This window comes from Dyella sp. AtDHG13 (genome assembly GCF_003201105.1).
In the GTDB taxonomy this organism is placed as follows: domain Bacteria; phylum Pseudomonadota; class Gammaproteobacteria; order Xanthomonadales; family Rhodanobacteraceae; genus Dyella; species Dyella jiangningensis_B.
On the sequence record NZ_QICJ01000004.1, the window covers coordinates 61,140 to 85,481 of the forward strand.

Annotated in this window: 26 protein-coding genes; 22 read left to right on the forward strand and 4 right to left on the reverse strand. The window is 65.9% G+C overall.

Annotated features, from left to right (window positions below; all coding sequences use genetic code 11):
* Nucleotides 1–184 precede the first annotated feature (184 nt).
* The 3 genes from BDW41_RS08655 to BDW41_RS08665 all read left to right on the forward strand — a co-directional run bounded on the left by BDW41_RS08655 (nucleotide 185) and on the right by BDW41_RS08665 (nucleotide 5,961).
* A complete protein-coding gene (locus tag BDW41_RS08655) occupies nucleotides 185–2,377 on the forward strand; it encodes a penicillin acylase family protein (RefSeq protein WP_074551832.1) in 2,193 nt (730 codons plus the stop codon).
* 454 nt (nucleotides 2,378–2,831) lie between these two features.
* Nucleotides 2,832–4,436, forward strand: coding sequence for a S8 family serine peptidase (locus tag BDW41_RS08660; RefSeq protein ID WP_074551831.1), 1,605 nt, complete (start codon nucleotides 2,832–2,834; stop codon nucleotides 4,434–4,436).
* 202 nt (nucleotides 4,437–4,638) lie between these two features.
* A complete protein-coding gene (locus tag BDW41_RS08665) occupies nucleotides 4,639–5,961 on the forward strand; it encodes an amidohydrolase family protein (RefSeq protein ID WP_074551830.1) in 1,323 nt (440 codons plus the stop codon).
* A gap of 115 nt (nucleotides 5,962–6,076) precedes the next feature.
* On the opposite strand, the gene BDW41_RS08670 is transcribed toward BDW41_RS08665, so the two are convergent.
* A complete protein-coding gene (locus tag BDW41_RS08670; RefSeq protein ID WP_233496818.1) occupies nucleotides 6,077–6,682 on the reverse strand; it encodes a LysE family translocator in 606 nt (201 codons plus the stop codon).
* Nucleotides 6,683–6,792: 110 nt separating this feature from the next.
* Here BDW41_RS08670 and BDW41_RS08675 point away from each other — a divergent pair, with 110 nt between their 5' ends.
* From BDW41_RS08675 to BDW41_RS08685, 3 genes are all read left to right on the forward strand, one after another.
* Entirely contained in the window at nucleotides 6,793–7,257 is a 465-nt protein-coding gene (locus BDW41_RS08675; RefSeq protein ID WP_074551828.1) for an Lrp/AsnC family transcriptional regulator, read from the forward strand.
* 76 nt (nucleotides 7,258–7,333) lie between these two features.
* A complete protein-coding gene (locus BDW41_RS08680) occupies nucleotides 7,334–7,801 on the forward strand; it encodes a nuclear transport factor 2 family protein (protein WP_074551827.1) in 468 nt (155 codons plus the stop codon).
* Nucleotides 7,802–7,874: 73 nt separating this feature from the next.
* Nucleotides 7,875–8,225, forward strand: a complete 351-nt coding sequence (locus BDW41_RS08685; protein WP_074551826.1) for a UBP-type zinc finger domain-containing protein — start codon at nucleotides 7,875–7,877, stop codon at nucleotides 8,223–8,225.
* A gap of 36 nt (nucleotides 8,226–8,261) precedes the next feature.
* Here the strand turns inward: BDW41_RS08685 and BDW41_RS08690 are convergent, their stop codons facing one another.
* The gene (locus BDW41_RS08690) at nucleotides 8,262–9,488 is read right to left on the reverse strand and encodes an MFS transporter (RefSeq protein ID WP_074551825.1); all 1,227 of its coding nucleotides are present in this window, start codon (nucleotides 9,486–9,488) and stop codon (nucleotides 8,262–8,264) included.
* Nucleotides 9,489–9,713: 225 nt separating this feature from the next.
* On the opposite strand from BDW41_RS08690, the gene BDW41_RS08695 reads away from it, so the two are divergent.
* The 10 genes from BDW41_RS08695 to BDW41_RS08740 all read left to right on the forward strand — a co-directional run bounded on the left by BDW41_RS08695 (nucleotide 9,714) and on the right by BDW41_RS08740 (nucleotide 17,877).
* On the forward strand, nucleotides 9,714–10,703 hold the full coding sequence (locus BDW41_RS08695) for an alpha/beta hydrolase (RefSeq protein WP_233496819.1): 990 nt from the start codon (nucleotides 9,714–9,716) through the stop codon (nucleotides 10,701–10,703).
* Nucleotides 10,704–10,767: 64 nt separating this feature from the next.
* A complete protein-coding gene (locus BDW41_RS08700) occupies nucleotides 10,768–12,528 on the forward strand; it encodes a retropepsin-like aspartic protease (protein WP_233496820.1) in 1,761 nt (586 codons plus the stop codon).
* A gap of 110 nt (nucleotides 12,529–12,638) precedes the next feature.
* A complete protein-coding gene (locus BDW41_RS08705; RefSeq protein ID WP_158536987.1) occupies nucleotides 12,639–13,610 on the forward strand; it encodes a fatty acid desaturase in 972 nt (323 codons plus the stop codon).
* Nucleotides 13,611–13,663: 53 nt separating this feature from the next.
* Entirely contained in the window at nucleotides 13,664–14,086 is a 423-nt protein-coding gene (locus tag BDW41_RS08710; protein ID WP_074551823.1) for an SgcJ/EcaC family oxidoreductase, read from the forward strand.
* 197 nt (nucleotides 14,087–14,283) lie between these two features.
* Entirely contained in the window at nucleotides 14,284–15,219 is a 936-nt protein-coding gene (locus tag BDW41_RS08715; RefSeq protein ID WP_074551822.1) for a DUF6662 family protein, read from the forward strand.
* 9 nt (nucleotides 15,220–15,228) lie between these two features.
* Entirely contained in the window at nucleotides 15,229–15,759 is a 531-nt protein-coding gene (locus BDW41_RS08720; protein ID WP_074551821.1) for an FMN-binding protein, read from the forward strand.
* Nucleotides 15,728–16,606, forward strand: coding sequence for an FAD:protein FMN transferase (locus tag BDW41_RS08725; protein WP_074551820.1), 879 nt, complete (start codon nucleotides 15,728–15,730; stop codon nucleotides 16,604–16,606). Before BDW41_RS08720 ends, BDW41_RS08725 begins: the two co-directional genes overlap by 32 nt.
* Nucleotides 16,603–17,088 (forward strand): hypothetical protein, encoded by a 486-nt coding sequence (locus BDW41_RS08730; RefSeq protein ID WP_074551819.1) that lies wholly within the window; start codon nucleotides 16,603–16,605, stop codon nucleotides 17,086–17,088. Before BDW41_RS08725 ends, BDW41_RS08730 begins: the two co-directional genes overlap by 4 nt.
* Nucleotides 17,089–17,161: 73 nt before the next feature.
* Entirely contained in the window at nucleotides 17,162–17,509 is a 348-nt protein-coding gene (locus BDW41_RS08735) for a hypothetical protein (protein WP_074551818.1), read from the forward strand.
* Nucleotides 17,506–17,877 (forward strand): hypothetical protein, encoded by a 372-nt coding sequence (locus tag BDW41_RS08740; protein ID WP_146217331.1) that lies wholly within the window; start codon nucleotides 17,506–17,508, stop codon nucleotides 17,875–17,877. Before BDW41_RS08735 ends, BDW41_RS08740 begins: the two co-directional genes overlap by 4 nt.
* 57 nt (nucleotides 17,878–17,934) lie before the next feature.
* Here the strand turns inward: BDW41_RS08740 and BDW41_RS08745 are convergent, their stop codons facing one another.
* Together BDW41_RS08745 and BDW41_RS08750 are read right to left on the reverse strand one after the other, a co-directional pair.
* Nucleotides 17,935–18,573 carry a response regulator transcription factor gene (locus BDW41_RS08745; protein WP_074551817.1) on the reverse strand — a complete coding sequence of 213 codons (639 nt, stop codon included), beginning with the start codon at nucleotides 18,571–18,573 and terminating at the stop codon, nucleotides 17,935–17,937.
* Nucleotides 18,570–19,736 (reverse strand): histidine kinase, encoded by a 1,167-nt coding sequence (locus BDW41_RS08750; RefSeq protein ID WP_074551816.1) that lies wholly within the window; start codon nucleotides 19,734–19,736, stop codon nucleotides 18,570–18,572. Before BDW41_RS08750 ends, BDW41_RS08745 begins: the two co-directional genes overlap by 4 nt.
* A gap of 132 nt (nucleotides 19,737–19,868) precedes the next feature.
* Between BDW41_RS08750 and BDW41_RS08755 the strand changes: the two genes are divergently transcribed.
* The 6 genes from BDW41_RS08755 to BDW41_RS08775 all read left to right on the forward strand — a co-directional run bounded on the left by BDW41_RS08755 (nucleotide 19,869) and on the right by BDW41_RS08775 (nucleotide 24,302).
* Nucleotides 19,869–20,357, forward strand: coding sequence for a nuclear transport factor 2 family protein (locus BDW41_RS08755; RefSeq protein WP_074551815.1), 489 nt, complete (start codon nucleotides 19,869–19,871; stop codon nucleotides 20,355–20,357).
* Between the two features lie 166 nt (nucleotides 20,358–20,523).
* The gene (locus BDW41_RS23360; protein ID WP_158536988.1) at nucleotides 20,524–20,685 is read left to right on the forward strand and encodes a hypothetical protein; all 162 of its coding nucleotides are present in this window, start codon (nucleotides 20,524–20,526) and stop codon (nucleotides 20,683–20,685) included.
* Between the two features lie 84 nt (nucleotides 20,686–20,769).
* Nucleotides 20,770–22,338, forward strand: a complete 1,569-nt coding sequence (locus tag BDW41_RS08760; protein WP_074551814.1) for a hypothetical protein — start codon at nucleotides 20,770–20,772, stop codon at nucleotides 22,336–22,338.
* A gap of 70 nt (nucleotides 22,339–22,408) precedes the next feature.
* Nucleotides 22,409–23,206 (forward strand): hypothetical protein, encoded by a 798-nt coding sequence (locus tag BDW41_RS08765; RefSeq protein WP_074551813.1) that lies wholly within the window; start codon nucleotides 22,409–22,411, stop codon nucleotides 23,204–23,206.
* Nucleotides 23,207–23,335: 129 nt separating this feature from the next.
* The gene (locus tag BDW41_RS08770; RefSeq protein ID WP_074551812.1) at nucleotides 23,336–23,791 is read left to right on the forward strand and encodes a nuclear transport factor 2 family protein; all 456 of its coding nucleotides are present in this window, start codon (nucleotides 23,336–23,338) and stop codon (nucleotides 23,789–23,791) included.
* A 76-nt stretch (nucleotides 23,792–23,867) separates the two neighbouring features.
* Nucleotides 23,868–24,302, forward strand: a complete 435-nt coding sequence (locus BDW41_RS08775) for a VOC family protein (RefSeq protein ID WP_074551811.1) — start codon at nucleotides 23,868–23,870, stop codon at nucleotides 24,300–24,302.
* Nucleotides 24,303–24,342 lie beyond the last annotated feature (40 nt).

A 24,342-nucleotide genomic window follows, 5' to 3' on the forward strand; every position in this document is an offset into this window, starting at 1 on the left:
CGTCATTCCGGCGAAGGCCGGAATCCAGTGTCGTCAGTGCTCGGTTTTCGCCTCTGATCACCCGGATGCTCAGCGCGAAAACCGAACTTCTCGGCCACTGGATCCCGGCCTGCGCCGGAATGACGCTTTAGGAAATTCGGCGCTAGCGTGAGCGCTGCGTATCTTCAATGAGAGACAAACAACCGTGACGATCCAGACATCGAAGCGCCTGCTTTCCCTGTCCCTGCTGCTTGCGCTATCTGGTGCATCGCTTGCCCATGCGGCCTCCAACGACGAAGCCCGCTGGAAGTCCGAAGCCGCCGCCGTCACCATCACCCGCGACGACTGGGGCATCGCCCATGTGCACGGCAAGACCGATGCGGACGCGGTGTTCGGCATGGCCTACGCGCAGGCGGAAGACGACTTCAACCGCATCGAGACCAATTACCTCAACTCGCTCGGCTGGCTGGCGAAGGCCGAGGGCGAGAAGGCGATCTGGTCCGACCTGCGCCAGCAGCTGTGGATCGATCCGGTCGAGCTGAAGCGGCTCTACGCCAAGAGTCCGTCGTGGCTGCGCGAGTTGATGGATGCCTGGGCGGACGGCCTCAACGCCTACCTCGCCGCGCATCCCGATGTGCATCCGCGCGTGATCACGCACTTCGAGCCGTGGATGGCCCTGAGCTTCAGCGAAGGCAGCATCGGCGGCGATATCGAGCGCGTGTCCCTGAAGGAGCTGCAGGCGTTCTACGGCAAGCCTACGGAGAGCGTGGCCTTTGCCGATACGCCGTCCAGCTGGGTGGAACCCACCGGTTCCAACGGCATCGCCATCGCGCCGAAACTGACGGCGGACGGCCACGCGCTGCTGTTGATCAATCCGCACACCTCGTTCTTCTTCCGTTCCGAGCTGCAGATGTCCAGCGATGCGGGATTGGACGTCTATGGTGCGGTGACCTGGGGGCAGTTCTTCATTTATCAGGGCTTCAACAGGCACATCGGCTTCATGCACACCTCGACCACCGCCGACGTGGTGGACGAGTTTGCCGAGACCATCGTGCGCGATGGCGGCAAGCTCGGCTATCGCTACGGCAAGGAAACCCGGAGCGTCACCACGCGGCCCATCACCATCGACTACCGCAAGCCGGATGGCTCGATGGGGCAGCGCAGCTTCACCACCTATGCCACGCACCACGGTCCCATCGTGCGCGAGCAAGATGGCAAGTGGATCGCCACCGCGCTGATGAACAAGCCGATGGAAGCACTGGAACAGAGCTGGCTGCGCACCAAGGCCACCGATTTCAAGAGCTTCATGAAGATCGCCGAGTTCAAGGCCAACTCGTCCAACAACACCATCTACGCGGACGACAAGGGCGACATCGCGTACCTGCATCCGCAGTTCATCCCCAAACGCGACAACCGCTTCGATTACACCAAGCCGGTGGATGGCAGCGACCCGGCCACCGACTGGCAGGGCTTGCTGCCGCTGGATGCCGCGCCGCATCTGCTCAATCCCGGCAACGGCTGGATCATGAACACCAACAACTGGCCGTATTCGGCCGCCGGCCCGGACAGTCCGAAGCGCGAGGATTACCCGCGCTACATGGACAGCGTGGGCGAGAACCCGCGCGGCATCCACGCCACCCAGGTGCTCAGCGGCAAGCGCGACTTCACGCTGGCGTCGTTGATCACCGCCGCGTTCGATTCGTATCTGCCGGCGTTCGCGCGGCAGATTCCGATCCTGTTGAAGGACTACGACGCGCTGCCGGCCAATGATCCGCTGAAGCCCAAACTCGCCGGCCCCATCGCCCTGCTGCGGGGCTGGGATTACCGCTGGGGCATCGCCTCCATGCCCACCTCGCTGGCGGTGTTCTGGGGCGACACCTTGTGGGACAAGGTCGACAAGTCCGACGTGTCCGAAGGGCTGTCGGTCTACGACATCATGGCCGAGCGCGCCGGCCCCAAGGCGCGGCTCGACGCGCTGGTGGAAGCATCCGATCGGCTGCAGAAGGATTTCGGCAGCTGGGGCGTGCCGTGGGGCGAGGTGAACCGCTACCAGCGCATCAACGGCGACATCCAGCAGCCGTTCGATGACGGCAAGCCCAGCATCCCGGTGCCGTTCACTTCGTCGCGCTGGGGTTCGCTCGCCTCGTTCGGCGCCCACCGCTGGCCCAGCACGCGGCGCTACTACGGCACCAGCGGCAACAGCTTCGTGGCGGTAGTGGAGTTCGGCGACAAGGTGCGCGCACGCGCCATCACGGCCGGTGGCGAAAGCGGCCACTCGGAGTCGCCGCACTTCAACGACGAGGCCGAGCGCTACACCACCGGCAACCTGCGTGCCGTGTACTTCTGGCCGGAGGATCTGCAAGGCCACATCGAGCGCACTTACCACCCGGGAACGTAGCAACGTTCGAGCCGCCCAATCGCGCACGCGCCACTTGTGTGAACTGACGCACATAAGTGGCGCATGCCTGTCATGGCATCGGCAAATTTTTGCGGTTCCTTCACTTCTGCCGTGAATCAATGGCCCTCGTCGCGAATTCATGCGACGTGCCGCGCCAGGGGTGAGGATTCGCGCGGCGCCCCATGAATGACCTGCCCACCGCCAGCCTTCGGGTCTGGCGGGCGGAGGGGTGTACGCGTCGGTTCGGGTTTGTCCGGCTACGTCGATTCGGGTCGCTGCGTCTCGCGCGGCGTGGGCCGGTGCGTGCTCGCGGAGGGTCAGGGACGACTCCCGCGATCCAGGAAACATCCACGTCGAAGGCCCGATGCCATCGGGCAGCCGGCACATTGCCGCGGCCCGGTCCTGGCGGGATGCCGGAGGATCGCTCGACCCAACTTGGTTATGGGGAGCTCGAATGGAACGTCATACGTACAAGCGTCTGCTGGCCGTTTCGATGATGTTGGCCCTGTCCGCGTCGGCATCCGCCGCGGAGTTCGGCACGTCGCCGCCGCCATCGGCGAACTTCGACGTGAGCCCGCTGCAGAACGACCAGACCTACAGCGGCTTCATCATCACGTACAAGAACGGCAGCGCCGAGCGCAGCAATGCCTCGGCCGCCGTGCAGAACATCGGCGTGGCCGCCTCGCGCGCCAGGCTGACCGCCGGCACCGCCGCCGCGCCGCGCGCGCTCAACGTGCGTTATGCGCGCAAGCTGGCCAACGGCTCGGACCTGGTGCACACCGACCGCGCGCTCTCCTCCAATGAGGCGGCGACCCTGATCAAGCAGATCGCGGCCGACCCCTCCGTGGCCTATGTGGAGCCCGAATACATGCTCAAGCGCGTGGACGATATCCGTCCCGCCGCTGCGGCCACCTTCACCACGCCCAACGACACCTACTACGGCGGCTACCAGTGGGATTACCTCGCGCCCACCGGCGCGAACTTCCTGGACAACACGCTCAACGCGAACGTGGCTAACTGGGGCGCGGCGAACATCCAGCAGGCGTGGACGCTTGCCGATGGCACCGGCGTCACCATCGCCAGCCTGGATACCGGCGTGACCAATCACCCGGACCTGGATCTCTCGCTCGCCAATGCCGGCTACGACTTCATCACCAGCGCATCCGTGTCGGGGCGCTCCACCAACGGCCGCGTGGCCGGCGGCTGGGATACCGGCGATTGGGTCACGGCCGGCCAGTGCGGCACGGGCCAACCGGCCGAGAACAGCAGCTGGCACGGCACGCACGTGTTCGGCACCGCGGGCGGCGAACTGACCAACAACAGCACCGGCATGGCAGGCACGGCATACAACGCGCAGGTGTTGCCGGTGCGCGTGCTCGGCCATTGCGGCGGCTCCAATGCGGACATCGCCGATGCCATCACCTGGGCATCGGGCGGCAGCGTGTCGGGCGTGCCCGCCAATACGCATCCGGCGAAGGTGCTCAGCCTGAGCCTGGGCGGTTCGGGCACGTGCCCGTCGAGCAGCGTGCTGGGGCAGGCGATCACCGGGGCCATCGGCCGTGGCGCCACCGTGGTGGTGGCCGCAGGCAACAGCAACGCGAACGCGGCCAACTATTCGCCGGCCAGTTGCGCCGGCGCCGTGGTGGTGGCGGCCACCGGCATCACCAGCGCGCGCGCCTACTACTCCAACTACGGCTCCATCGTCACCGTCGCGGCGCCGGGCGGCGGCGTGTACAAGGGCGATGCCTCCAGCGGCACGCAGACCACCACGGGCTTCATCTGGTCCACCATCAATGCCGGCACCACCACGCCGACCACCGCGACCTACGGCGGCATGGCCGGCACCTCGCAGGCCACGCCGCACGTGGCGGGCATCGTCGCGCTGATGCAGAGCTACCGCCTCGCGCTCGGCAAGGCCCTGCTCACGCCGTCACAGGTGACCTCGCTGCTGAAGTCCTCGGCCACCGTGCCGCATGTCACGCCCAGCGGCAGCAAGCCGATCGGCGCCGGCATCGTCAATGCGTATGCCGCCGTGCAGGCGGCGGGCAACCAGCCGTAATGGTTGGCGGAGCCGGCGTCTGCGCGCCGGCTCCGTTTGCCTCGCCATGAAGAAACCCCGCATAGGCCACCCGTCATGGGTGAAGCCTCGCCGCTCCCTGCGGTAAGGTGCCGTGGGGAGGAACTGATACGACCGTGGCGCAACGCGCGCAGTGTCTGGCTGTCCGCCCGCTGCCTTTTGCCCATGCCCACGGAGTGATTCCATGCGTCTGCTGCCTATCGTTACCGCCATCGCCCTGGGCCTTGGCGCCTCCGCCGCCGTCGTGGCCGATGACGCACCCGCACCCGCGCCGACGCGCGTGGCCGTGCGCGCGGCCCACTTGGTCGACGTGAAGGCCGGCACGCAGCGCGACAACCCGCTGGTGATCATCGAAGGCGACCGCATCACCGAGGTGCGCTACGACGGGCAGGTGCCTGCCGGCGCCAGGCTGATCGACCTGGGCGACGCGACCCTGCTGCCCGGCCTGATCGACTGCCACGTGCATCTCACCGGCGATCCCACTGAGATCAAGGGCGACTACTACGAGGCCGTGCTCAAGCGCACCTCGATCGATGCGGCCATCCTTTCGCCCACCTATGCCAAGCGCACGCTGGACGCCGGCTTCACCACCGTGCGCAATGTCGGCGCCGACGACTATGTGGATATCTCGCTGCGCGACGCGATCAACCGCGGCGACATTCCGGGCCCGCGCATGCTGGTGTCCGGCCCGCCGTTGGGCGCGACCGGTGGCCATGCCGACGGCACCACTGGCTTCTCGCCGTGGATCGAGTTCCACGACGTCAACGGCGTGGCCGACGGCGTGGACGCCATCCGCCATCGCGTGCGCGAGAACGTGAAGCACGGCGCCGACGTGATCAAGTTCATGGCGAGCGCGGGCGTGCTGAGCGCGGAGACCTCGGTGGGCGCGCCGCAGTATTCGCAGGAAGAAATGAATGCGGTGGTGGACGAGGCGCATCGCTGGGGCAAGAAGGTCGCCGCGCACGCGCACGGCGCCGAGGCCATCAAGATGGCCATACGCGCCGGCGTGGATTCGGTCGAGCACAGCAGCCTGATCGACGACGAAGGTCTGAAGCTCGCCAAGCAGCACGGCACGTATCTGGATTTCGACGTCTACAACGACGACTACATCCTGGCCGAATACGCCAAGAAAGGCTTCCCGGCCAGCACCATCGAAAAGGAGAAGATGGTGGGCCGCCTGCAGCGCGAGAACTTCCAGCGCGCGGTGAAGGCTGGCGAGAAGATGACCTTCGGCACCGATGCCGGCGTCTACCCGCATGGCTGGAACGCCAAGCAGTTCGCCATCATGACCAAGTGGGGCATGACGCCGATGCAGGCCATCCAGGCCGCCACCGTGAACGCGGCCGACCTGCTCGGCATGACCGGCAAGGTGGGCGCGGTGGCGCCGGGCTACTACGCCGACCTCGTGGCGGTGAATGGCGACCCGTTGAAAGACGTCTCCGTGCTCGAACACGTCGGCTTCGTGATGAAGGGCGGCGACGTCGACAGGAACGACCTCAAGCGCTAACCGCAGCCGCACCCGTAGCACTCGTAGCCCGGATGGAGCGCAGCGCAATCCGGGATGGCGTGCCGACGTGGCATATATCCATGCATCGGTAGCGTGATCCCGGATTCCATCCGGGCTACGTGCTGGCCAGTCTGGCGGCCGCGGCGAGCAACAGGCCACCGGACACGCCTTCCACGCAGCGCCGCCGCCGATCGCTCAGGCCGCCCGCCTTGCCGGTGCGTGCCAGCGCCACGCTCAGCGCGCTGTACACCAGCGCGCACAGCACGATGAAGACAGCCGACAACAGCATCGCCTGCAGCGCCACGGCGTGGCCCGGTTGCACGAACTGCGGCAGCAGCGCGAAATAGATCATCATGCCCTTGGGATTCAACGCGGCGGTAAGAAAGCCACGGCGCAGCTGCGACGTTGTCCGCGCATGGGACAGCGCCAAACGTCCCGGCCGCATCGCCGAACGCAGCAGCCGCGCGGCCAGGTAGATCAGATACGCCACGCCTGCCCAACGCAGCGCATGGAACAACACGGGCGACGCGGCGATCACCGCGGCCAACCCCAACGCCACCAGCAGCGAATGCAACACGTAACCGGCGCACACGCCCGCCGTCGCACGCAGGCCGGCGCGCGCATCGCCTGAGATGGCTTGCGATGCGATGTAGAGCATGTCCGGCCCCGGCACGCCGATCAGCGGGAGCACCGTGGCGACGAAGAGCAGCAAGGTGTGCATGTCCATGTCCACAGGCTACGTGGACAGGCCGGGCATAGGGTGCCAAATATCGCGCGATGTCTGCGATTTTTGGCATATCATGCCAATCTCTTCGCCAAGGCTGACGCATCATGCCCCTCCGTCTGGACGAGACCGACAAGCGCATCCTGCGCGCCCTGCAGGAGAACGCGCGGCTGCCGAACACCGATCTGGCGAACGAAGTGGGCCTGTCGCCATCGCCCTGCCTGCGGCGGGTGAAGCAACTGGAAGAGGCCGGCGTGATCGAGCGCTACGTCACCGTGCTCGATCCGTCCAAGGTCGGCGCGGGCCTCACGCTGTTCACCCGCGTGTGGCTGATCGCGCAGGACGCCGACACCATCGACCAGTTCATCCGCGCCATGCGGCGGCTGCCGCAGGTGATGGAGTGCTACATCATGCTGGGCGAAAGCGATGCGCTGTTGCGCGTGGCGGTGGCGGATCTGGACGACTACCGCCATTTCCAGTCCACGCACCTCACGCGCGCCAACGGCATCCAGAACGTCAAGACGGACATGCCCAGCCAGGTGGTCAAGCGCACCTACGCCTTGCCGCTGTAACGCTTTCGTCTTCTCGATGCGTGGATGATCTCCGCGCTACGCTGCCCGCTCTATCGGTTTCCTGTCGAGGTGTCCCATGGAAGCACGTCCGCCGGTTCCACCGTTTACCGCCGAAACAGCGGCGCAGAAAGTACGCCTGGCCGAGGATGGCTGGAACAGCCGCGATCCCGCCCGCGTGGTGCTGGCGTATTCGCCGGACACCTACTGGCGCAACCGCGCCGAGTTCATCCACGGGCGCGAGGAGGCGCAGGCCTTCCTCACGCGCAAGTGGCATCGCGAGCTGGACTATCGCCTTATCAAGGAGCTATGGACCTTCGCCGGCAACCGCATCGCCGTGCGCTTCGCCTACGAATGGCACGACGACTCTGGCCAGTGGTATCGCAGCTATGGCAACGAGAACTGGCAGTTCGACGAGCACGGGCTGATGACGCATCGCCATGCATCGATCAACGACCTGCGCATCGGCGAATCCGAGCGCAAGTACCACTGGCCGCTGGGGCGCCGGCCGGACGATCATCCGGGCCTGAGCGAACTGGGCTTCTGATCGCACCGGCGCTGACGAAACCTGCACGCGGCCAACGCCACGATGCATCGATCATGGATACGGGGAACGCAACATGAGCAAGCCGGACTCAGGCATCAACCTGGATGCGGAACCCAGCGGCGACGGCTGCGTGGAATGCCTGAAGAACGACGGCTGGTGGTTCCACCTGCGCCGCTGCGCCGAGTGCGGCCACATCGGCTGCTGCGACAGCTCGCCCAACCAGCACGCCAGCAAGCATTTCCACGCCACTGGCCACCCGGTGATCGCGAACTTCGAACCGGACGAGCGCTGGTTCTTCGACTACCGCACGGGCGAGGCCTTTTACGGCCCCGAACTGCGCCCGCCACTGTTCCATCCGCTGGATCAACCCACGCCCGGGCCGAAGGGCAAGGTGCCGAAGAATTGGGAAGACCTGCTGCATTGATGTCGTCCACTCCGTGCCGTCAGCGGGGCGGCGACATCAGCAGGATTCGCACGCCGTCACGGCATCGTCGCGGCGATCCATCGCCATCGACACGAACCACAGCAGCAGGCCGCCCAGCGCGAGGCCGCTGCCTACCCAGCCGGGCGAGGTCCAGCCGTAGCCATGCGCAATGGCCAGGCCGCCGAGGAAGGGGCCGAGCGCATTCGCCGCATTGAACGCGGAATGATTGAGCGAGGCGGCGAGGCCTTGCGCATCGCCCGCCACGTCCATCAATCGTGTCTGCAGCACCGTGCCCAATGCGCCGCCCATGCCGATCAGGAACACGGTGGCGCCCAGCGTCCACACGTTGCCGGCGGTGAACGGAAACACCGCGAGCATCACCATGCTCCACACCAGCAGGCCGCCCGCCGTGCGCATCAGCGCGCGATCGGCGAGCACCGGCACCACCACGTTGCCCAGCGTCATGCCGATGCCGAACACGCCCATCACCCACGGCACCGCGTCCAGCGGCATGTGCGTCACCTTGAGCAGGATGTCGGCGAGATAGGTGTACACCGCGAACAGGCCGCCGAAACCGATGGCGCCGATACCCAGCGTCATCCATACCTGCGGACGCTTGAGCGCACCGAGTTCGCGCAGCGGGCTCGCCTTGGCGTCGGCGGGCGTATTCGGCGCGAAGGCGTACACCGCGCTCATCGTGGCCACGCCGAGCAGCGCCACCAGCGCGAAGCTCCAGCGCCAGCCCACCATCTGCCCCAGCCAGCTCGCCAGCGGCACGCCCACCACGGTGGCGCAGGTCAGGCCAAGGAACATCTGGCCCACCGCGCGCGTGCGGCGGTTGGGGGGCACCATCGAACTGGCCACCAGCGCGGCGACGCCGAAGTACGCGCCGTGCGGCAGGCCGCTGAGAAAACGGAACACCAGCATCCAGTGGTAACTGGGCGACAGGCCGGTGAGCCCGTTGAACACCGTGAACATCGCCATCAGCATCAGCAGCAGGGCGCGGCGCGGCAGGCGCGCGCCGAGCACGGTGATCACCGGCGCGCCCACCACCACGCCCAAGGCGTACGCGCTGATGGCGTGGCCCGCCGTCGGCGCGTCGATGCCCAGCCCCTGCGCGAACAGCGGCAGCATGCTCATGGTGGCGAACTCGGTGGTGCCGATGGCGAAGCCGCCCACGGCAAGGGCGAGGATCACAAGCCCGACGTGGGGAGCGCGGACGGGCGGCGTGCCCGGATCGAGAGCGGGTGCGGAAGCGGACATGGGAGTGCTCAGGCCTTGGGGAGAGGCGCGTTGGTGCGGTGCAGCATGAGTAGGATAGCGCCTGCAGGGCCGCGAGGCCAGTCGCGCGTCCGTCGCCTTCCGATCAGCGAATCGCCAGAACGTTGCAAGCGCCACGCCCTCGCGTGCGTGCAGGCTGCCTCTTCCGGGTGGCGCCGCGCGCCGCCCGCCTCATCCACGATCCAGGGACAGAAAGGTGGAGGCGATATGCGCAAGCACGCATGCATGGGCTTGATGGTCGCGTGGTGGCTCTGCGTCGCCACGGCGTGGGCGACCACCGGCACGGCGAACCTGCTGAACCGCCAGGCGCGGCCCTGGCAACCGGCGCCGCCCGCCGTGCAGACGCCCCTCTGGCCGGACGGCGTGAAGATCGCGCCGCCATCCATGCCCGGCGAAGAAAGCTTCGGCACCAGCACGCAACCGCTTGCCGGCCTGCCGGTGACCGTGGTCGAACACGTATCGCGCCCGACCATGACCCTCTATCCGGCCAAAGGGAAGAACACCGGCGCGGCCGTGGTGATATTTCCCGGCGGCGGCTATCGCGTGCTCGCCATCGACCTGGAAGGCACCGAGATCTGCGACTGGCTCACCTCGCGCGGCATCACCTGCGTGCTGCTGAAATACCGCGTGCCCGGTTCGGGCCCGTACTACAACGAAGAATGCAATTGCGAGAAACGCCCCGTCGTGCCCATGGCCTTGCAGGATGCGCAACGCGCCATCGCCTTGTTGCGCGAACGCGCGGCGAGCCTCGGCGTCGACCCGCACAAGATCGGCGTGGTCGGCTTCTCCGCTGGCGGGCGCATGGTGGCCGACGTCAGCAACCACGCCGAGCGCAGCTACAAGGCGGTGGATGAGGCGGACAGGCAAAGCGTGCGGCCGGACTTCGCCATGGCGCTCTATCCCGGCCACCTGTGGAAAGGCCCCGGCATCACGCTGCGGCCGGACGTGAAGATCGATCCGCACGCACCGCCGACGCTTATCGTGCAGGCGGGCGACGATCCGGTGGATGACGTGCGCGAGTCGGTGACTTACTACGTCGCGCTACAGCAGGCGGGCGTGCCGGTGGAAATGCACCTTTACGCGCACGGCGGCCATGCCCTCGGCGTTCGTTCCACGCCCAACCCGATCACGCAGTGGACCTCGCTGGCCGAGGCGTGGATGCGCAACATCGGCATGCTGCCTGCCAGCTCGCCTTAGCGAACGCGTTGCACCGGTTCCAGCCCCAACGATATTCTGCCGCCGGGACAAACAGGGGGCGGACATGCTGCGTTGGTGCTGTGCGGGAGCCGTGCTACTTCTGCTGGCGGGCCAGGCGTGGGCCGACAGCTGCCACGTGAAGCAATACGGCACGCTGCCGGTGGAGATGGTAGGAGACCGCGCCACCACCACGGTGAAGATCAACGGAAAGGACGCGCGCTTCATCCTCGACACCGGCGCCTTCTTCAACATCATGTCGAGCGCGAACGCATCGTCGCTCGGCCTCACCCTGCAGCCCGCGCCGTTCGGCTATCGCGTCAGCGGCATCGGCGGTTCGGCGAACATCCAGCAGGCGCACGTCAAGCAGTTCGGCATACTCGACACCACGCTCAAGAACGTCGACTTCATGGTCGGCGGCACGGACGCGGGCGAGGGTTTGCTCGGCGCCAACCTGCTCGACTTCGCCGACCTGGAGATCGACCTTGCGCACGGCAAGATGACGCTGTTCAAGGTCGAAGGCTGCGACAAGGTTTCGCTGGCGTATTGGGTGAAGGACGGCAGCTACAACGTGGCCGACCTCGAACCTTCCATCAACCCTTACGACCGGCGCAGCTTCGTCAACGTGACGATCAACGGCAAGAAGGTGCGGGCCGTGCTCGATTCGGGCGCCATGGCCACCGTGCTGACGCGCAACGCCGCCGAGCGCGTCGGGCTCGATCTGAACGCGGCCGGCACCAGGGTCGGCCGCGGCATGGGTGTGGGCGCCAAGACGCTCAAGGCGTGGACCGTGCACGTGGATACGTTCTCGGTGGGCACGGAAACCATCCAGCACAGTCAGATGCAGGTGCTCGACGGACGCTTCGGCGACGACACCGACATGCTGCTCGGCGTGGATTTTCTTCTCGCCCATCACATGTTCGTCGCCAACAGCAAGAAGAAGCTCTACTTCACCTACAACGGCGGACGCGTGTTCACCTTTGCCGATGCGCCGCAGGGCGACGGCAAAGCCGACACCGGCAATTCCGCGAACACCGACGGTGCCGACAAGAAGACCGCGAGCGATTATGCGCTGTCCGGCCAGGCGCATCTGTCGCGCGGCGAAGCGGGTGCCGCCATTGGCGAACTGGATGAAGCCATCCGGCTGGCGCCTGATCAATCCGCCTACTACATCGCGCGAGCGCGGGCGCACGAGGCCAACAAGCAGCCCGATGCCGCGCTGGCCGATCTGGACAAAGCCTTGTCGCTGGATCCGAACAACGGCGAAGCGCTGGTGATGCGCGCCGGGCTGCGCTTCACGCGCAAGGACCGCACGGGCGCTGCCGTGGATGCCGCGGCGGCGAAAGACGTCGTGCCCGCCGGCTCCACGTTGGCGCGCGCCGTGGCGGGGCTGTATGTCCAGCTGGATCAACCGGCCGCTGCGCTGCCCTTGCTGGACGACTGGATCCGCCTGCACCGGGACGACGCCATGCTCGGCTCCGCGCTCAACGAGCGCTGCTGGGCACGCGGCCTGAGCAACCAGATGCTGGACGATGCCCGCAAGGATTGCCTCAAGGCGATCAAGCGCGACGGTGGGAATGCGGCTTACCTGGACAGCCTTGGCATGGTCGAGTTGCGGCTGGGGCATTATCCCGACGCGATCAAGGACTACCAGGCCGCCCTGGCGCAGCACGCTGCTGGCGCATGGTCACGCTACGGCCTGGGCCTGGCCGAACTGCGCAGCGGCCAGGCCGATGCGGGACATGCCGACCTGGCCGCTGCGCATGCGCTCGATCCACAGATCGACGAGCGGGCGGCTAAATTCGGCTTGTCGGCGGCCGGACCTTAGCGGCAACGTGGATGCGGCTGCGACGTTGAGTGTCGACAGGCTCGCTGGATTGTAAAAAGCCGCCGCTAACTTGGCGGCGACCATTCCGCAGTCAAGGGGAAGAGATGGACATGGAGGCAACGGCAGCGATGGATGGCGCGCAAGCGGCGATAGAGCGTCGCGCGCCCCGTCGCGTGCCCATCGACCATCGCGCCAACCTGGCCTTGCTTGGGCTCGTCACGTCAGCCGTGCTGCTGCAGCTGCTCGCGTGGCCATGGCTGCTGCGGCAGTGGGGCGCGCCGGCGCTGTGGCTCATGCTGCCGCTTGTGATGCTGACCCCGACGCATTGGGGCCTGATCCACGAATCCATCCACGGGCAGCTCTTGCCGCAGCGGCGCCTCAACGAAGGGCTGGGGCGAACTCTGGCAATCGCCTTTGGCCTGCCCTACGACGCCGTGCGCTTCGGCCACCTGATGCATCACCGCTACACGCGCGAAGCCTACGACCGGCCGGACGTGCATGACGGCACCACGCATCCGCTGCTCGCCCGCATCGGCTATTACGCGCATCTGCTCGGCGGTCTCTACCTGGCGGAACTCGCGCTGCCGCTGCTGGCCTTTCTTCCTGCCGCGTGGGTGAGCCGGCTGGTGGCGAACCGGCTACGCAGCGACGAGCGGGTAGGGCAGGACATCCAGCGCCTGTTCGTCGGCTTTGCCGCCAACCAGGACCGGCGCAGCCGCATGCGGCGCGACTGGATCATGTCGGTGACGCTCTATGTGTGCGCCTTCTATCTCTACGGCCCGTGGTGGCCTGCGCTGGCCGCGGCGATGTTCCTGCGTGGCGTGTGGCTGTCCATCGCGGACAACCTGCCGCACTACGACGTGAAGCTGCACGAGCCGCAGCGCGCGAGAAACTTTCGCCTGGCCGCCATCTGGCGTCCCGTGGTGATGAACCATCACCTTCATCGCCTGCATCATCAGCATCCCACGTTGCCTTGGACGGCCTTGCCGGCGCTGGCCCACGCGGACGCCGAAGACAATGGCGACGCCAGCTATTTTCGCGCGGCATTCCGGCAGTTCATCAGGTTTGGCCGGGTGCATTGACGCCGGTTCGATTCGAGCGGCATCGCGGAACATCAATACGTATGAGCGCACCCATGACCCCGATCACCCGACCCGAAGACGTGCCCGCCGCATTCCAGGCCGTCTGGAATGCGCATGACATGGCGGCGTTCGGCGCGCTGTTCGACAAGGACGCGACCTTCGTCAATCGCTTCGGGCATTACGTGCGTGGCGTCGATGCCATCATCGCGCTGCACGCGCCCATCCACGAAACCATCTATCGCGATTCCACGCTGCGCAATGAACTCATCGACGTCGTACACCTTGCGGACAACGCCGTGGTGATCCATTTCTGGAGCCGGCTGACCACCGGCAACGCCCATCCCGCCGGGCCGCACGAGGTGGATACGCTGATCCTCGCCGTACTGGTGGCGCAGGGCGATACGTGGCGCATCCGTGCGCTGGAAAACGTGACCCTGACCGACCCACGCAGCGGCCAACCCATCCTGCGAACGTAGACCCGTAGCCCGGATGGAGCCGCAGGCGGAATCCGGGATTCGCCGTGCAGAGTGGCGTGTCTCCCGGATTCCGCCTGCGGCTTCATCCGGGCTACGAACTACCGTGCATCGCAAGTTATTGCGATATCAGCCTGAAAACACAATTACGAATTACTATCATTTACTATTGCGTCCTCGTCTTTGGGGAAGCTGTTCGCATGAAGCACGCCGTTCGCCGTTGCGCGGGTATCTGTCTGTCCGCGCTCGCCGCCATCGTTACGTTGGCGGGCTCCGCCGTTTCTCGAGTGCACGCCGAGGAAAGCCAGTTCGGCTATGTCTACACCACCGACCTGCTGCCGCAGGGCGCCAAGGAAGTGGAGCAGTGGGCCACCTGGCGTCATCAGAAGGTCGCCGGCTATTTCGATCAGGTCGATGGCCGCACCGAGTTCGAGTACGGCATGACCGACAAGCTGCAGCTTGCGTTCTACGCGAACTACGTGTGGTCGCGCGCCTATCACAACGGGCCGTTCGAGGAGACCACGCCGCCGGAACCGCTCTCGTATGACCGCCCGGGTCCGGATGACCACTACAGCGCCAAGCGTTTCGTCGGCTTCTCCGGCGAGGCGATCTATCGCATCTGGAGCCCGTATACGGATCCGCTGGGCGTGGCCGTCTACGTGGAGCCCACGGTCGGCCCGCAGTTCCGCGAGCTGGAAACCAAGCTGATCCTGCAGAAAAACTTTTTCGACGATCGCCTGGTCACGGCCTTCAACTTCACCTATGCGCCCGAGCTTCGCTACGACTGGTCGGACGACGCCATGACGCACAAGCGCTGGCAGGAAGAAACCGACGTCAACCTCAACGTGGCCGCTTCCTACCGCTTCGCGCCCAACTGGTCCGCCGGTGTCGAGCTTCTCAACGAGCGCGAATACGCCAGCTACAACTTCAGCAACGAGGCGAACGACGGTTACTACGTTGGCCCGGTGATCCACTACGGCGGCAAGAAGTTCTTCGTCACGGCCACGTTCCTGGAGCAGCTGCCCTGGGCGTCGTCGCACTCGGACACGGTGCCCGGCGCCATCGTCGGCCGCCGCATCTACGACAACGATTTTGAAAAGTATCGCGTCCGCATCAAAGCCGGCTGGTACTTCTGAGGCCTCGTCATGAAATCACGTTTCCTGCTGATTCCCGCCTATGCCCTGGTGGTCGCGGCCCCGGTGCAGGCCACGGTGTACATGAGCGTCGAACAGGCCCAGGCGCAGATGTTCCCTGGCGCCACCTTGACGCCCGACTTCGTGACGCTGACGCCCGAACAGGTCAAGGCCATCGAGAAGGCGTGCGACGTCAACGTGCTCAGCCCCAACGTGAAGGCCTGGCGCGCATCCACCGGCGGCTGGTTCATTGCCGACCAGGTGGTGGGCAAGCACGAGTTCATTCCGTTCGCGCTGGCGCTGGACGACAAGGGCGCCGTGAAGTCGGTGGAGATCCTCGAGTATCGGGAAACCTACGGCGACCAGGTGCGCAACGAAGCATGGCGCGCCCAGTTCACCGGCAAGACACATGCGGCACCCCTCAAGCTGGGCACGGACATCCAGAACATTTCGGGTGCAACGCTATCGAGCCGGCACATCACGGACGGCGTGAAGCGACTGCTGACCACCTATGACCTCGTCCTTTCCAAGCAGCAAGGTTGAACGGGCGCGTCCGCTGCTCGGCACGACGGTAAGCATCCGCGTGCACGGGCTGGACGCAGCGCAGGCGCATGCCGCCATCGACGCGGCATTTGCGCAGGTGGAGCGCGTCCACGCCTTGATGAGCTTTCACGAACCAGCGAGCGACCTGTCGCGGCTGCATCGCGCGCCGCTGGGCGAGCGTATTTCCATCGACCGCATGACCGCGGAAGTCCTCCAGGAGGCGCTGCGCCTGGCAAGGCAATCCGACGGCGTGTTCGACGTCACCATCGGTGGCCAGCTCGTCCGCGATGGCGTGCTGCCGTCGCCGTGTGCGCCGTGTCCGCCCGATCCCCTGGCGAGCTGGAAGGATATCGAGGTGTCGGCGACGCATGCCTGCCTGCATCGTCATCTCCGGATCGATCTGGGCGGCATCGCCAAGGGCTATGCGGTGGATCGCGCCGTGCTCGCGCTCAAGCAACACGGCGTGGCCCATGGCGTGGTCAACGCGGGTGGCGATCTGCGCTTTATCGGGGAGGGTCCGCATCGGGTCGCCATCGATACCACGCATGAGGAAGGCGCGAATGTTCCCGCGCTGGAAGTGGGTGAAGTCGCGATCGCGACGAGCACCCCCAGGGCACGCGCGCAGGGTGCGGCCATTTCACATCACGACGCACGGCGACGTTCGCCGGTCGTTGGCGATCTGCTGGCGACGGTCGTTGCCAGCCAATGCATGCATGCCGATGCGCTCACCAAGGTCGTGCTTGCCCTTGGCACGCAGAGCGATGCCGTTCTCCGGCATTACGATGCCGAAGCCTATCTGCACTGCCCCAGCGGCGAGTGGACCTGCGTGGGCCAGGCGATCGCATGAAGAATCCTACCCATCACAATGTCATCGGCCATCACCGCGCACCGCTGCGGTTGTCACGCAGGAGACGCTACCTGGTATACGCCATCGGCTGGACGCTCTGGCTGAGCGGAGCCGCATGGCTGGTGTGCCACTACTTCCTGATGAGCAAGGGGCCGTTTGGCGACACCCCGAATCCGCTGGAACCCTGGTGGCTGCGCTTGCATGGCGCCATGGCGTTCGGCGCGCTGTGGTCATTCGGGCTCACCTGGGGCGTCCATATCGTGGCCGGGTGGAAGACAGGCCGGCAGCGCGTGACCGGAGGCGTGGCCGTGGGCGTTCTGGCCTGGCTGGTCATCACGGGTTACCTGCTCTACTACCTCACGGACGACAGCTGGCGCAGCGCCAGCGTGCTCGCTCATTGGACGATTGGCCTGGCCTTGCCTGCGCTGCTGGCGCTGCATGTCGTGATGGGGCGCAGGCGCACCAGGCGCGGAGGCGCTTGATTCGAACCTGCCTTGCCTGCCCTGGTATAAGCTTCGCCGGCTTCATCCTTATCGACTGGACAGGGATTTCCACATGAAACGTTCGCTCGTCATCCTGCTTGCCTTCCTCGGCGTTGCACCTTCGCTTCCGGCGCAAGAAGCGCCGATGGATGCCACTCACCTCGGTTTGCGTGTTTTCGTTCCCAACGCCTTCAGTGGCGTGCAGAAGGCGGACGAGGCGCCCAGGTATCCCAAGGGAATCCTGACCACGGCTGAACTGTATAGCGGCGTGGCCGCGGGTATCCGCGTGCGCGGCAAAGCCTGCACGGACGTGACGGAAGCCCATGCGATAGACGCCAACGGGGAAAGGATCGAAGTGACCTGTGCCGACGGCGGCCATTACGTCGTGCAGCCGCTGAGCGGCGAGGTGCAGGCCAAATGACAACCTGTACCAAGCCGGCCCAGCGATGGGCTGCGGTGATCCTGACGTTGGCGATGATGCCGATGGGCGCACGCGCCCAGGCCACCGAAGAACTCTCGCCCGCCCTGCTCGGCGAGCTGATGGGCTTTGTGCAGAACGCGTACTTCAACGCCAACCGCATCGCCGACATGCCGCAGTTTCCGACGGATCGCGCAGCCAGCCAGCCCGAGGTTCTCGAGGCGGTGGCCAGCGCATTGCGTGTGCGCCAGCGCGCCTGCACGTCGGTGGTCAAGGTCGACTACGCGGACGATTCGGGCAATATGCTCGACATCAGCTGCGTGGGCGGAAACTACAGGGTCGACGCCAAGAGCGGCAAGATCACGCCTTGAACGGCGCGCTTCAAGGCGACGTTACACACCGATAGCGTTGCTCCGACCGTTGTTCGATCAGACCAGCCGCCGTTCCAGCGCGCGGAGCACCGCGCGCGTGCGGTCGCTTACGCCGAGCTTGGAGAGAATATTGGAGACGTGGTTGCGTACCGTGCCTTCGCTCAGGCGCAGCGCCTTGGCGATCTCGCCGTTGGAGATGCCGCTGGTCATCAGCTTGAGCACCTCGCGTTCGCGGGGCGTGAGCGCGTCGGGCGTGTCGAACGCGTCATCGCGCCAGGCACCGGTGCGGGCAGCATCCAGACTCTCGGCAAGCGGCGCGAACAGGTAGGCGTCGCCACGGGCAACGGTGCGGATCGCCTCCACCAGCGTTTCGGCGGTGACGGCCTTGAGCAGGAAACCGCGCGCGCCGGCACGCACACCGGCCACCAGGGCGGCATCGTCCTCGAAGGTTGTGAGCAATAGCGTGGGTGGAAGCTCGCCGCGCGCGGCGAGCGCCTCGACAACCTCGACGCCGCTCAACCTCGGCATGCGCACGTCCAGCAGCAGAACGTCCGGACGGTCGGCAATGACGGCGTTGATTGCGGCTTCGCCATCGGCCGCTTCTGCGCTGACGACGATGCCCTCGAACAGACTGAGCAGGGCCTTGAGACCGCTGCGTATCAGGGCCTGATCGTCGGCGATGCACACGCGGATCATGGCCGCGCGCCCACGGGCGGAATCGCGCCGCTCACCTGGAAGCCTTCGCCGCGACGGCTGAGCACCGACAGCCAGCCGCCCAGCGCCTCGAAGCGCTCGCGCATGCCGGCCAAGCCCTGGCCTTCGGCGATGTCCGTGTCCGTGCCGACGCCGTCGTCCTTGGCAGTCAGCTGTATCTCGCCGTTTGGCGCCTGCACGAGTTCTATGCGGAGCTGCCGCGCGCCGGCGTGTCGCCGGGTGTTGGTGATCAGTTCCTGCACGCAGCGCAGCAGGGCGTCCGCGCGCGGCGCATCCAGCGCGCCCAGCGTCTCCGGCAGTACGAGTCGGACATCCAGGTCCGCCGCGCCTTCGGCCAAGGCGCGCAGCGTGGTGTGCAAGTCCACGGGCAGCACGCGCACCTGCCTCACCACCTCGCGCACTTCGTCCAGCAGTTCGCCGGCGATGTCGCGTGCGTGGCCGAGATGCAGCGCCGACTGGCCTTCCGCCGTGCGTGCGGCCACGTCCAGGTGCACGTGCAAGCTGGTGAGGTGGTGGCCAAGAACGTCGTGCAGGTCGCGCGAAATGCGCAGCCGCTCGCCCATGCGCGCGCTTTCGGTTAGCAGCGCCTGCGTGGCATTCAGTTCCGCGTGTGCCTGCGCCAGGCGCTCGTGCGCGGCCGCTTCGCTGCGCGCGAGGTGCGCGGCGCTGATGGCGAAAAGCTGGAAGCCGCAACTCGAAATCAGGATCACCGCCGACATGCCTTCGCCGCCGACCGCGCACTTCTGCGCGACCAGGGCCGCGGCCAGCGCTGCCGCGGCCAGTAGCGCCGTGCGCAGCGAGGCGATCCACGCCACCTGCCAGGCGACCACCACGATCATGCTCGTCACCAGGAAGCTCGGATAGAGCCACACCAGGTATTGCGCCGCGAAACCCTCGAGGATGAGCAGCGCGGCCTTGCGGCGCGTCAGGCCGGGGCTGCTGTCCAGCTCGACCGCGATATAGGCCGCGATCAGCGCGCCGTAGGCGAGCGTCCACTGCAGGTCCCAGTGAGCGTGGGCGGCAAAGGTTTCCGGCTTCAGCAGCCGCGTGACGAGAGCCAGCCCGCCGGCCGCCGCCAGCATCAGCACGCACGCCGCTTGCACGAGCAGGCGGATGCGAAGCAGAGGTGTGCGCGGCGAGGGCATGGGCCGCACCTTAACTCCGGCGCACGCTGCTGTCCCATGACGGCTGTCATGGGCGATGGGCATGACGGCGCTCACTTATCGAATGGGCGGGCCCGCCCAATGCTGGCGCCGTCATCAACCCAGGAGACGACGATGCTTCGCTCACCCCTGTTTCGCCGCTCGAATCTCAACGCGCTCATCGGCGCCATGACGCTCTGCGCCATTGCCTTCCACGCCCACGCTGCCGACCCGACCCCGGCGGAGTGCGCCAAGATTGCCACGCCCAGCCAGCAGCGCGACGCGGCGACGATCCAGCGCATCGAGCAGGCCTGGCTGACCGCGGAATACCGCGGCCACCCGGAATATCTTGCGTGCCTGCTGGAGCCGGATTACCACACCTCCAGCCGATCCGGGCTGGTGCGTTCACGGCAGGACGTGATCGATCGCGTGCCGCAGGTCAGCAACGACGCGAAGGAGGTTCCCAAGCTCGACACCATCGTGGTGATCCACGGCGATGCCGCGACGGCCCATTCCATCCTCAGGACCACCGACAAGGCGGGCAACCCGAAGGAGGTTCACTTCGTCGATGGCTACACGTTTCACGATGGCCGCTGGTTCGCCTTCAGCGGCGCGGATCTCTAGGCCGAGCCTTTCTTCTTCACATGCGTGAACGTGGCGCGAAGAAGCGAGCCATGCTGCTGCGCGGCAAGATGTTTTCACGCGCAAGGCATTGGTGCGCGTTCCGCGCATCGTGCTAGGTTCGCCGATGCCGCCAGGTGGCGGCTGACCAACTCAATGGAGTGACGTTATGAATACGCTAGAAGCCAAGATCGAAGGCGCGGTTGAGGAGAGCAATCCCTTCGCGATCCAGATGGACGGTCCGATGCAGAAGGATGCGGTGACCGGCGCACTGGAAATGAAGCCGATGGGATTCCCGCAGGACGCCCGCTGGTACTACAGCGGCGGCTGAGCGGAACCTTGCTCTGAGTTTCTGTTCTAGCGACACAGCGCCGTCCCTTCAGAGGGGCGGCGTTTTGCACTCAAGGAAGATGCCATGCTCAAGGCCGAGATCGCGCTTCGTGACTTGTCGTGTGCGCCCGAATGGCGCGATGGTGTGCTTTCCCTCGGGGCCAGCTGGATAAGACCCCACGCGCACGCCGCACTGGAAACACTGTTCGCGCACACGCAGGGGCAGTGGATATTCGTGGTTCGCGAACGCCACGCAGGCATGCCGTCACGTGAGGACGATGCCCACACAACGCTCGATGCCAAGGCGTTCGACGAGCTGCATCGCGCATGCCTCTTGTGGCCGCTCGATTACGTGATGATCGAGGTGGCCCAGGCCGGGCACCGCATAAAGCTACGATCCGGCATGTATGGCGCGGCACCCGTCTATTGCCGCTCCACTACCGATGCGCTCAGCGTTTCATGGGATCTCGCGGATTTCCTCGCGGCCCCCGCTTCCATCGACTTCGATATCGCCAGCGTGTTTCTCGCGCAGGGCTCGCCTTACTCGGCGCAAACCATCCTGTCGGGCGTCACCCTGCTCACCGAGCGGGCAGTGATCTTCGCGGAGCCCGGCAAGGCGCGCTATCACTATCCGGCGGCGGTCGAAACGGGCGCGCGCTCCACTGCATCGACGTTCGACGGCGACGCCGACGACGCATTCGAAAAGCTGCTGCATGGCGTCGTGTCGGCACGTCCCGCGGAAGGCGAACGCATCGCGGTCGAGCTCAGCGGCGGCATGGATTCGGCCACCGTCGCCTGCGCATTGACCAGCGCCTTCGGCAAGGTTGCCAGCAAGGGCATCCTGCTCAGTGGCGAGGAGCGGCAACCCCAGGTCGCGCGCCGCGAGAAGATCGGCCAGCGATTGGGCCTGCTCGACGACACCGTGGATATCGACGCGTACCTGCCCACGCTGGACTTGCAGCCCGGCGAGCGCAAGGTGTACCCACACGCGGAACTTTACCTGGAGGCCTTCGATCGCCTGTGGGGAGCGGCAAGAAGCGAAGGACGCGAGTTGCTCTTCACCGGCGTGGGCGGCGACGAGCTCTTTCCCACCTATCAGGACGAAGCAGAAGCGGCCAGCACCGGCAGCGAGTTGGTCGAGCAAGCCAGGCATCACGCGACCAGGCTGCTTACGCCGCGCGCCCAGGCGGCGGTGCGCGCTTCGCGCATGTTCGATGCACCCGCGAGCCCCATTCCCGTCTCTTCGCTGCTCGCCAGCACGTGCCAGGCACCGCATCTGCTGCGTCACGGCCTATGGCCCGTCAATCCCTTGAGCGATCCCCGGCTGGTGGCGTTCTGCCACCGGCTTCCGCATGCGGGCCGCCATCGTCGCGGCGCGATGCGGCGGTATCTGGGCCGGCATCTGGGTGCGGATGTCTTTCCTCCGGACTACGCCAAGGAAACCTTTGCACGCGTGCTTCCCGATTTGATCTCGCGGCACGAGAAGCAGCTCGCCGCGCAGTTGCGTGAGTGCGCACTGGCGGATCACGGCCTGGTGGATCACGGCGCCGCGCTGGCCTTGCTGAAAGAGGTGGCGGCCACGCGAGGAGATGCATCGGCGGCTCCGCTGATCGCCTTTCTCTGGCTGGAACGGTTCGTGCGGCAGCTGGCGTGAGGAAAGCATCTTGCCGGCACCTCGCTCGCTTCGTTCGCCATCCAACGTCATCATTCCCAGGGAGCGTTGCATGATGCGCCGAGTGCTGGCACTCGCGGTCTCCGCGTTGTTCCTGACGGCGTGCACTGCTTCCTTCAAGGCGCCCAAGGCGGCCTTCTCCGAGGTCGGGAAACTTCAGGCAAGCGGCTATGAAGTTACCTCTGCCTATAACAGCTCGGTCTATCGATGGCCTGGCCTGACCTGGTCCATTTCCGGGACGTACTTGCCCGGATCCAGGCGCGCGATGCCCGTGGTTGCTCCGGAGTTTTCCTTCGAGCACGCAGGAAACAGCCGGTTCGGTCTTGAGGTCGCGGCACCGGAAAGCTGCCGATCCTCCGATGTAGCCAAACAGCAACTGACGGCAGCGCTCACCAGGCTTTGGGACAAGGCCGGCGGACTTCCATCGGTCGGAAAGGCCAGGGTGTCCATCGTCGATGACAACGCCTATGTCGCGCGCTATAGCTTCTCGCTGCATGCAGGCCGTTCCTACGAGCTGAGGTACTGGACCCCATGCGTGAACGGCAACGGCGATACGGCACTGTTCTATGGCGCGATGATCGCGCTTCATGAAGCGACCCATGCATCCCTGGACATGCTGGACGCGGAATCGAAGATCGAGGAGGAAAGGGAGCGGGGCGCGGTGGGCGCATCCGCTTGCCTGTATCTCGCTCTAGAGCGCGGGGACCCTGACTTCGCACGCAACCAGGATGCGCTGGCCGATATGTTTCGCCAGGCAGTTCGGCTTGGCGAGACATCGGTCAAGCTGAGCGACATCTGTGAGAGCTGGATATACAGGGTTCAAACGGCTTCGCGGCGATCTCCACGATAGTCGTCCATTCGACCTGCCTATCGCTCGTATTGGCCTGCGGGGCATGGCCGAATATGACCTTGCTGGTCATTGCGCGGCCGGGGTTCCCGGCTACCTTGGTGCGAAGTCATCGGCATGGGAGGGAGATTCATGCGGCTATCGCACTGGCGTTGGGTGATGTTCTGTGTGGCCCTGATCGCGTCGCAGGCCCGGGCAGGGCAGGAGGTTGGTGATTACTCGGGCTTGCCCGAGGACCTTGCCGCCGCGGCGACGGCCTACGATCTGGCGCAGTACAAGGCCGATCGCGCCGAACTGGAAAGGCTGCTGGCCGACGATTACACGCTGGCGAATTCGAGCGGAAAAAGCCAGACCAAGGCGGAGTTCATCGCCGATATGGTGGCGCCGGGCAGCAAGACCACCTACCTCGCGCTGTCCGTGCAGGTGCGCAAGGTGTGGACGGATGGCGCGGTGCTCGGTGGACTGGCTGACGCCAAGGGGCTGGATCGCGGCAAGCCGTTTTCCGCGCGGATACGCTTCGCGGACGTCTGGGCGAAGCGCAATGGCCGCTGGCAGGTGATCTTCACGCAGGCCAATATCGCCCCATGAGTGGGTTCGGTGGGGTAGGGTCTGGTTTACTTCGCGTGAGGCGTGCCGCCGGTATCGCAGAACAAGGGAGTGAAAGATGGCGCTCAAGCGCATGGACAACATTCTTCTGGTCGTCGACGATCTGGAAGGCATGAAGTCGTTCTTCATCGAGCTTGGCCTGGTGTTCGAAGGCCAGGCGACGGTCGAAGGTCCCGAGGTCGGGCGCCTGATCGGGCTCGCGGATGTCCGGGCCACGGTGGCGATGATGCGCACGCCCGACGGCCAGGGCATCGAGCTGGACAAGTTCCACACGCCCGACGCCATCCGCTTCGGGCCGGTGGCGCCGCCGGTGAACACCTTGGGCTTGCGCCGCATCATGTTCGCCGTCGACGACATCGACACGGTCATCGCGCACATGCAGGCCCATGGCGCCGAACTTGTCGGCCAGATGCAATACGGGGACACGTATCGCCTCGCCTATATCCGCGGGCCGGAAGGCATCCTTGTCGGGCTTGCCGAGCAGCTCGGCTAGGGGGCACGCATCGGTAGAGGGAATCACCGCAAGGGATCCC

Excerpts from the sequence above, each read along its gene's own strand:
- BDW41_RS08660 (WP_074551831.1), top strand. The coding sequence starts at position 2,832 with ATGGAACGTCATACGTACAAGCGTCTGCTGGCCGTTTCGATGATGTTG.
- BDW41_RS08665 (WP_074551830.1), top strand. The coding sequence starts at position 4,639 with ATGCGTCTGCTGCCTATCGTTACCGCCATCGCCCTGGGCCTTGGCGCC.
- BDW41_RS08670 (WP_233496818.1), bottom strand. The coding sequence starts at position 6,682 with ATGCACACCTTGCTGCTCTTCGTCGCCACGGTGCTCCCGCTGATCGGC.
- BDW41_RS08675 (WP_074551828.1), top strand. The coding sequence starts at position 6,793 with ATGCCCCTCCGTCTGGACGAGACCGACAAGCGCATCCTGCGCGCCCTG.
- BDW41_RS08680 (WP_074551827.1), top strand. The coding sequence starts at position 7,334 with ATGGAAGCACGTCCGCCGGTTCCACCGTTTACCGCCGAAACAGCGGCG.
- BDW41_RS08685 (WP_074551826.1), top strand. The coding sequence starts at position 7,875 with ATGAGCAAGCCGGACTCAGGCATCAACCTGGATGCGGAACCCAGCGGC.
- BDW41_RS08690 (WP_074551825.1), bottom strand. The coding sequence starts at position 9,488 with ATGTCCGCTTCCGCACCCGCTCTCGATCCGGGCACGCCGCCCGTCCGC.
- BDW41_RS08695 (WP_233496819.1), top strand. The coding sequence starts at position 9,714 with ATGCGCAAGCACGCATGCATGGGCTTGATGGTCGCGTGGTGGCTCTGC.
- BDW41_RS08700 (WP_233496820.1), top strand. The coding sequence starts at position 10,768 with ATGCTGCGTTGGTGCTGTGCGGGAGCCGTGCTACTTCTGCTGGCGGGC.
- BDW41_RS08705 (WP_158536987.1), top strand. The coding sequence starts at position 12,639 with ATGGAGGCAACGGCAGCGATGGATGGCGCGCAAGCGGCGATAGAGCGT.
- BDW41_RS08710 (WP_074551823.1), top strand. The coding sequence starts at position 13,664 with ATGACCCCGATCACCCGACCCGAAGACGTGCCCGCCGCATTCCAGGCC.
- BDW41_RS08715 (WP_074551822.1), top strand. The coding sequence starts at position 14,284 with ATGAAGCACGCCGTTCGCCGTTGCGCGGGTATCTGTCTGTCCGCGCTC.
- BDW41_RS08720 (WP_074551821.1), top strand. The coding sequence starts at position 15,229 with ATGAAATCACGTTTCCTGCTGATTCCCGCCTATGCCCTGGTGGTCGCG.
- BDW41_RS08725 (WP_074551820.1), top strand. The coding sequence starts at position 15,728 with ATGACCTCGTCCTTTCCAAGCAGCAAGGTTGAACGGGCGCGTCCGCTG.
- BDW41_RS08730 (WP_074551819.1), top strand. The coding sequence starts at position 16,603 with ATGAAGAATCCTACCCATCACAATGTCATCGGCCATCACCGCGCACCG.
- BDW41_RS08735 (WP_074551818.1), top strand. The coding sequence starts at position 17,162 with ATGAAACGTTCGCTCGTCATCCTGCTTGCCTTCCTCGGCGTTGCACCT.
- BDW41_RS08740 (WP_146217331.1), top strand. The coding sequence starts at position 17,506 with ATGACAACCTGTACCAAGCCGGCCCAGCGATGGGCTGCGGTGATCCTG.
- BDW41_RS08745 (WP_074551817.1), bottom strand. The coding sequence starts at position 18,573 with ATGATCCGCGTGTGCATCGCCGACGATCAGGCCCTGATACGCAGCGGT.
- BDW41_RS08750 (WP_074551816.1), bottom strand. The coding sequence starts at position 19,736 with ATGCCCTCGCCGCGCACACCTCTGCTTCGCATCCGCCTGCTCGTGCAA.
- BDW41_RS08755 (WP_074551815.1), top strand. The coding sequence starts at position 19,869 with ATGCTTCGCTCACCCCTGTTTCGCCGCTCGAATCTCAACGCGCTCATC.
- BDW41_RS23360 (WP_158536988.1), top strand. The coding sequence starts at position 20,524 with ATGAATACGCTAGAAGCCAAGATCGAAGGCGCGGTTGAGGAGAGCAAT.
- BDW41_RS08760 (WP_074551814.1), top strand. The coding sequence starts at position 20,770 with ATGCTCAAGGCCGAGATCGCGCTTCGTGACTTGTCGTGTGCGCCCGAA.
- BDW41_RS08765 (WP_074551813.1), top strand. The coding sequence starts at position 22,409 with ATGATGCGCCGAGTGCTGGCACTCGCGGTCTCCGCGTTGTTCCTGACG.
- BDW41_RS08770 (WP_074551812.1), top strand. The coding sequence starts at position 23,336 with ATGCGGCTATCGCACTGGCGTTGGGTGATGTTCTGTGTGGCCCTGATC.
- BDW41_RS08775 (WP_074551811.1), top strand. The coding sequence starts at position 23,868 with ATGGCGCTCAAGCGCATGGACAACATTCTTCTGGTCGTCGACGATCTG.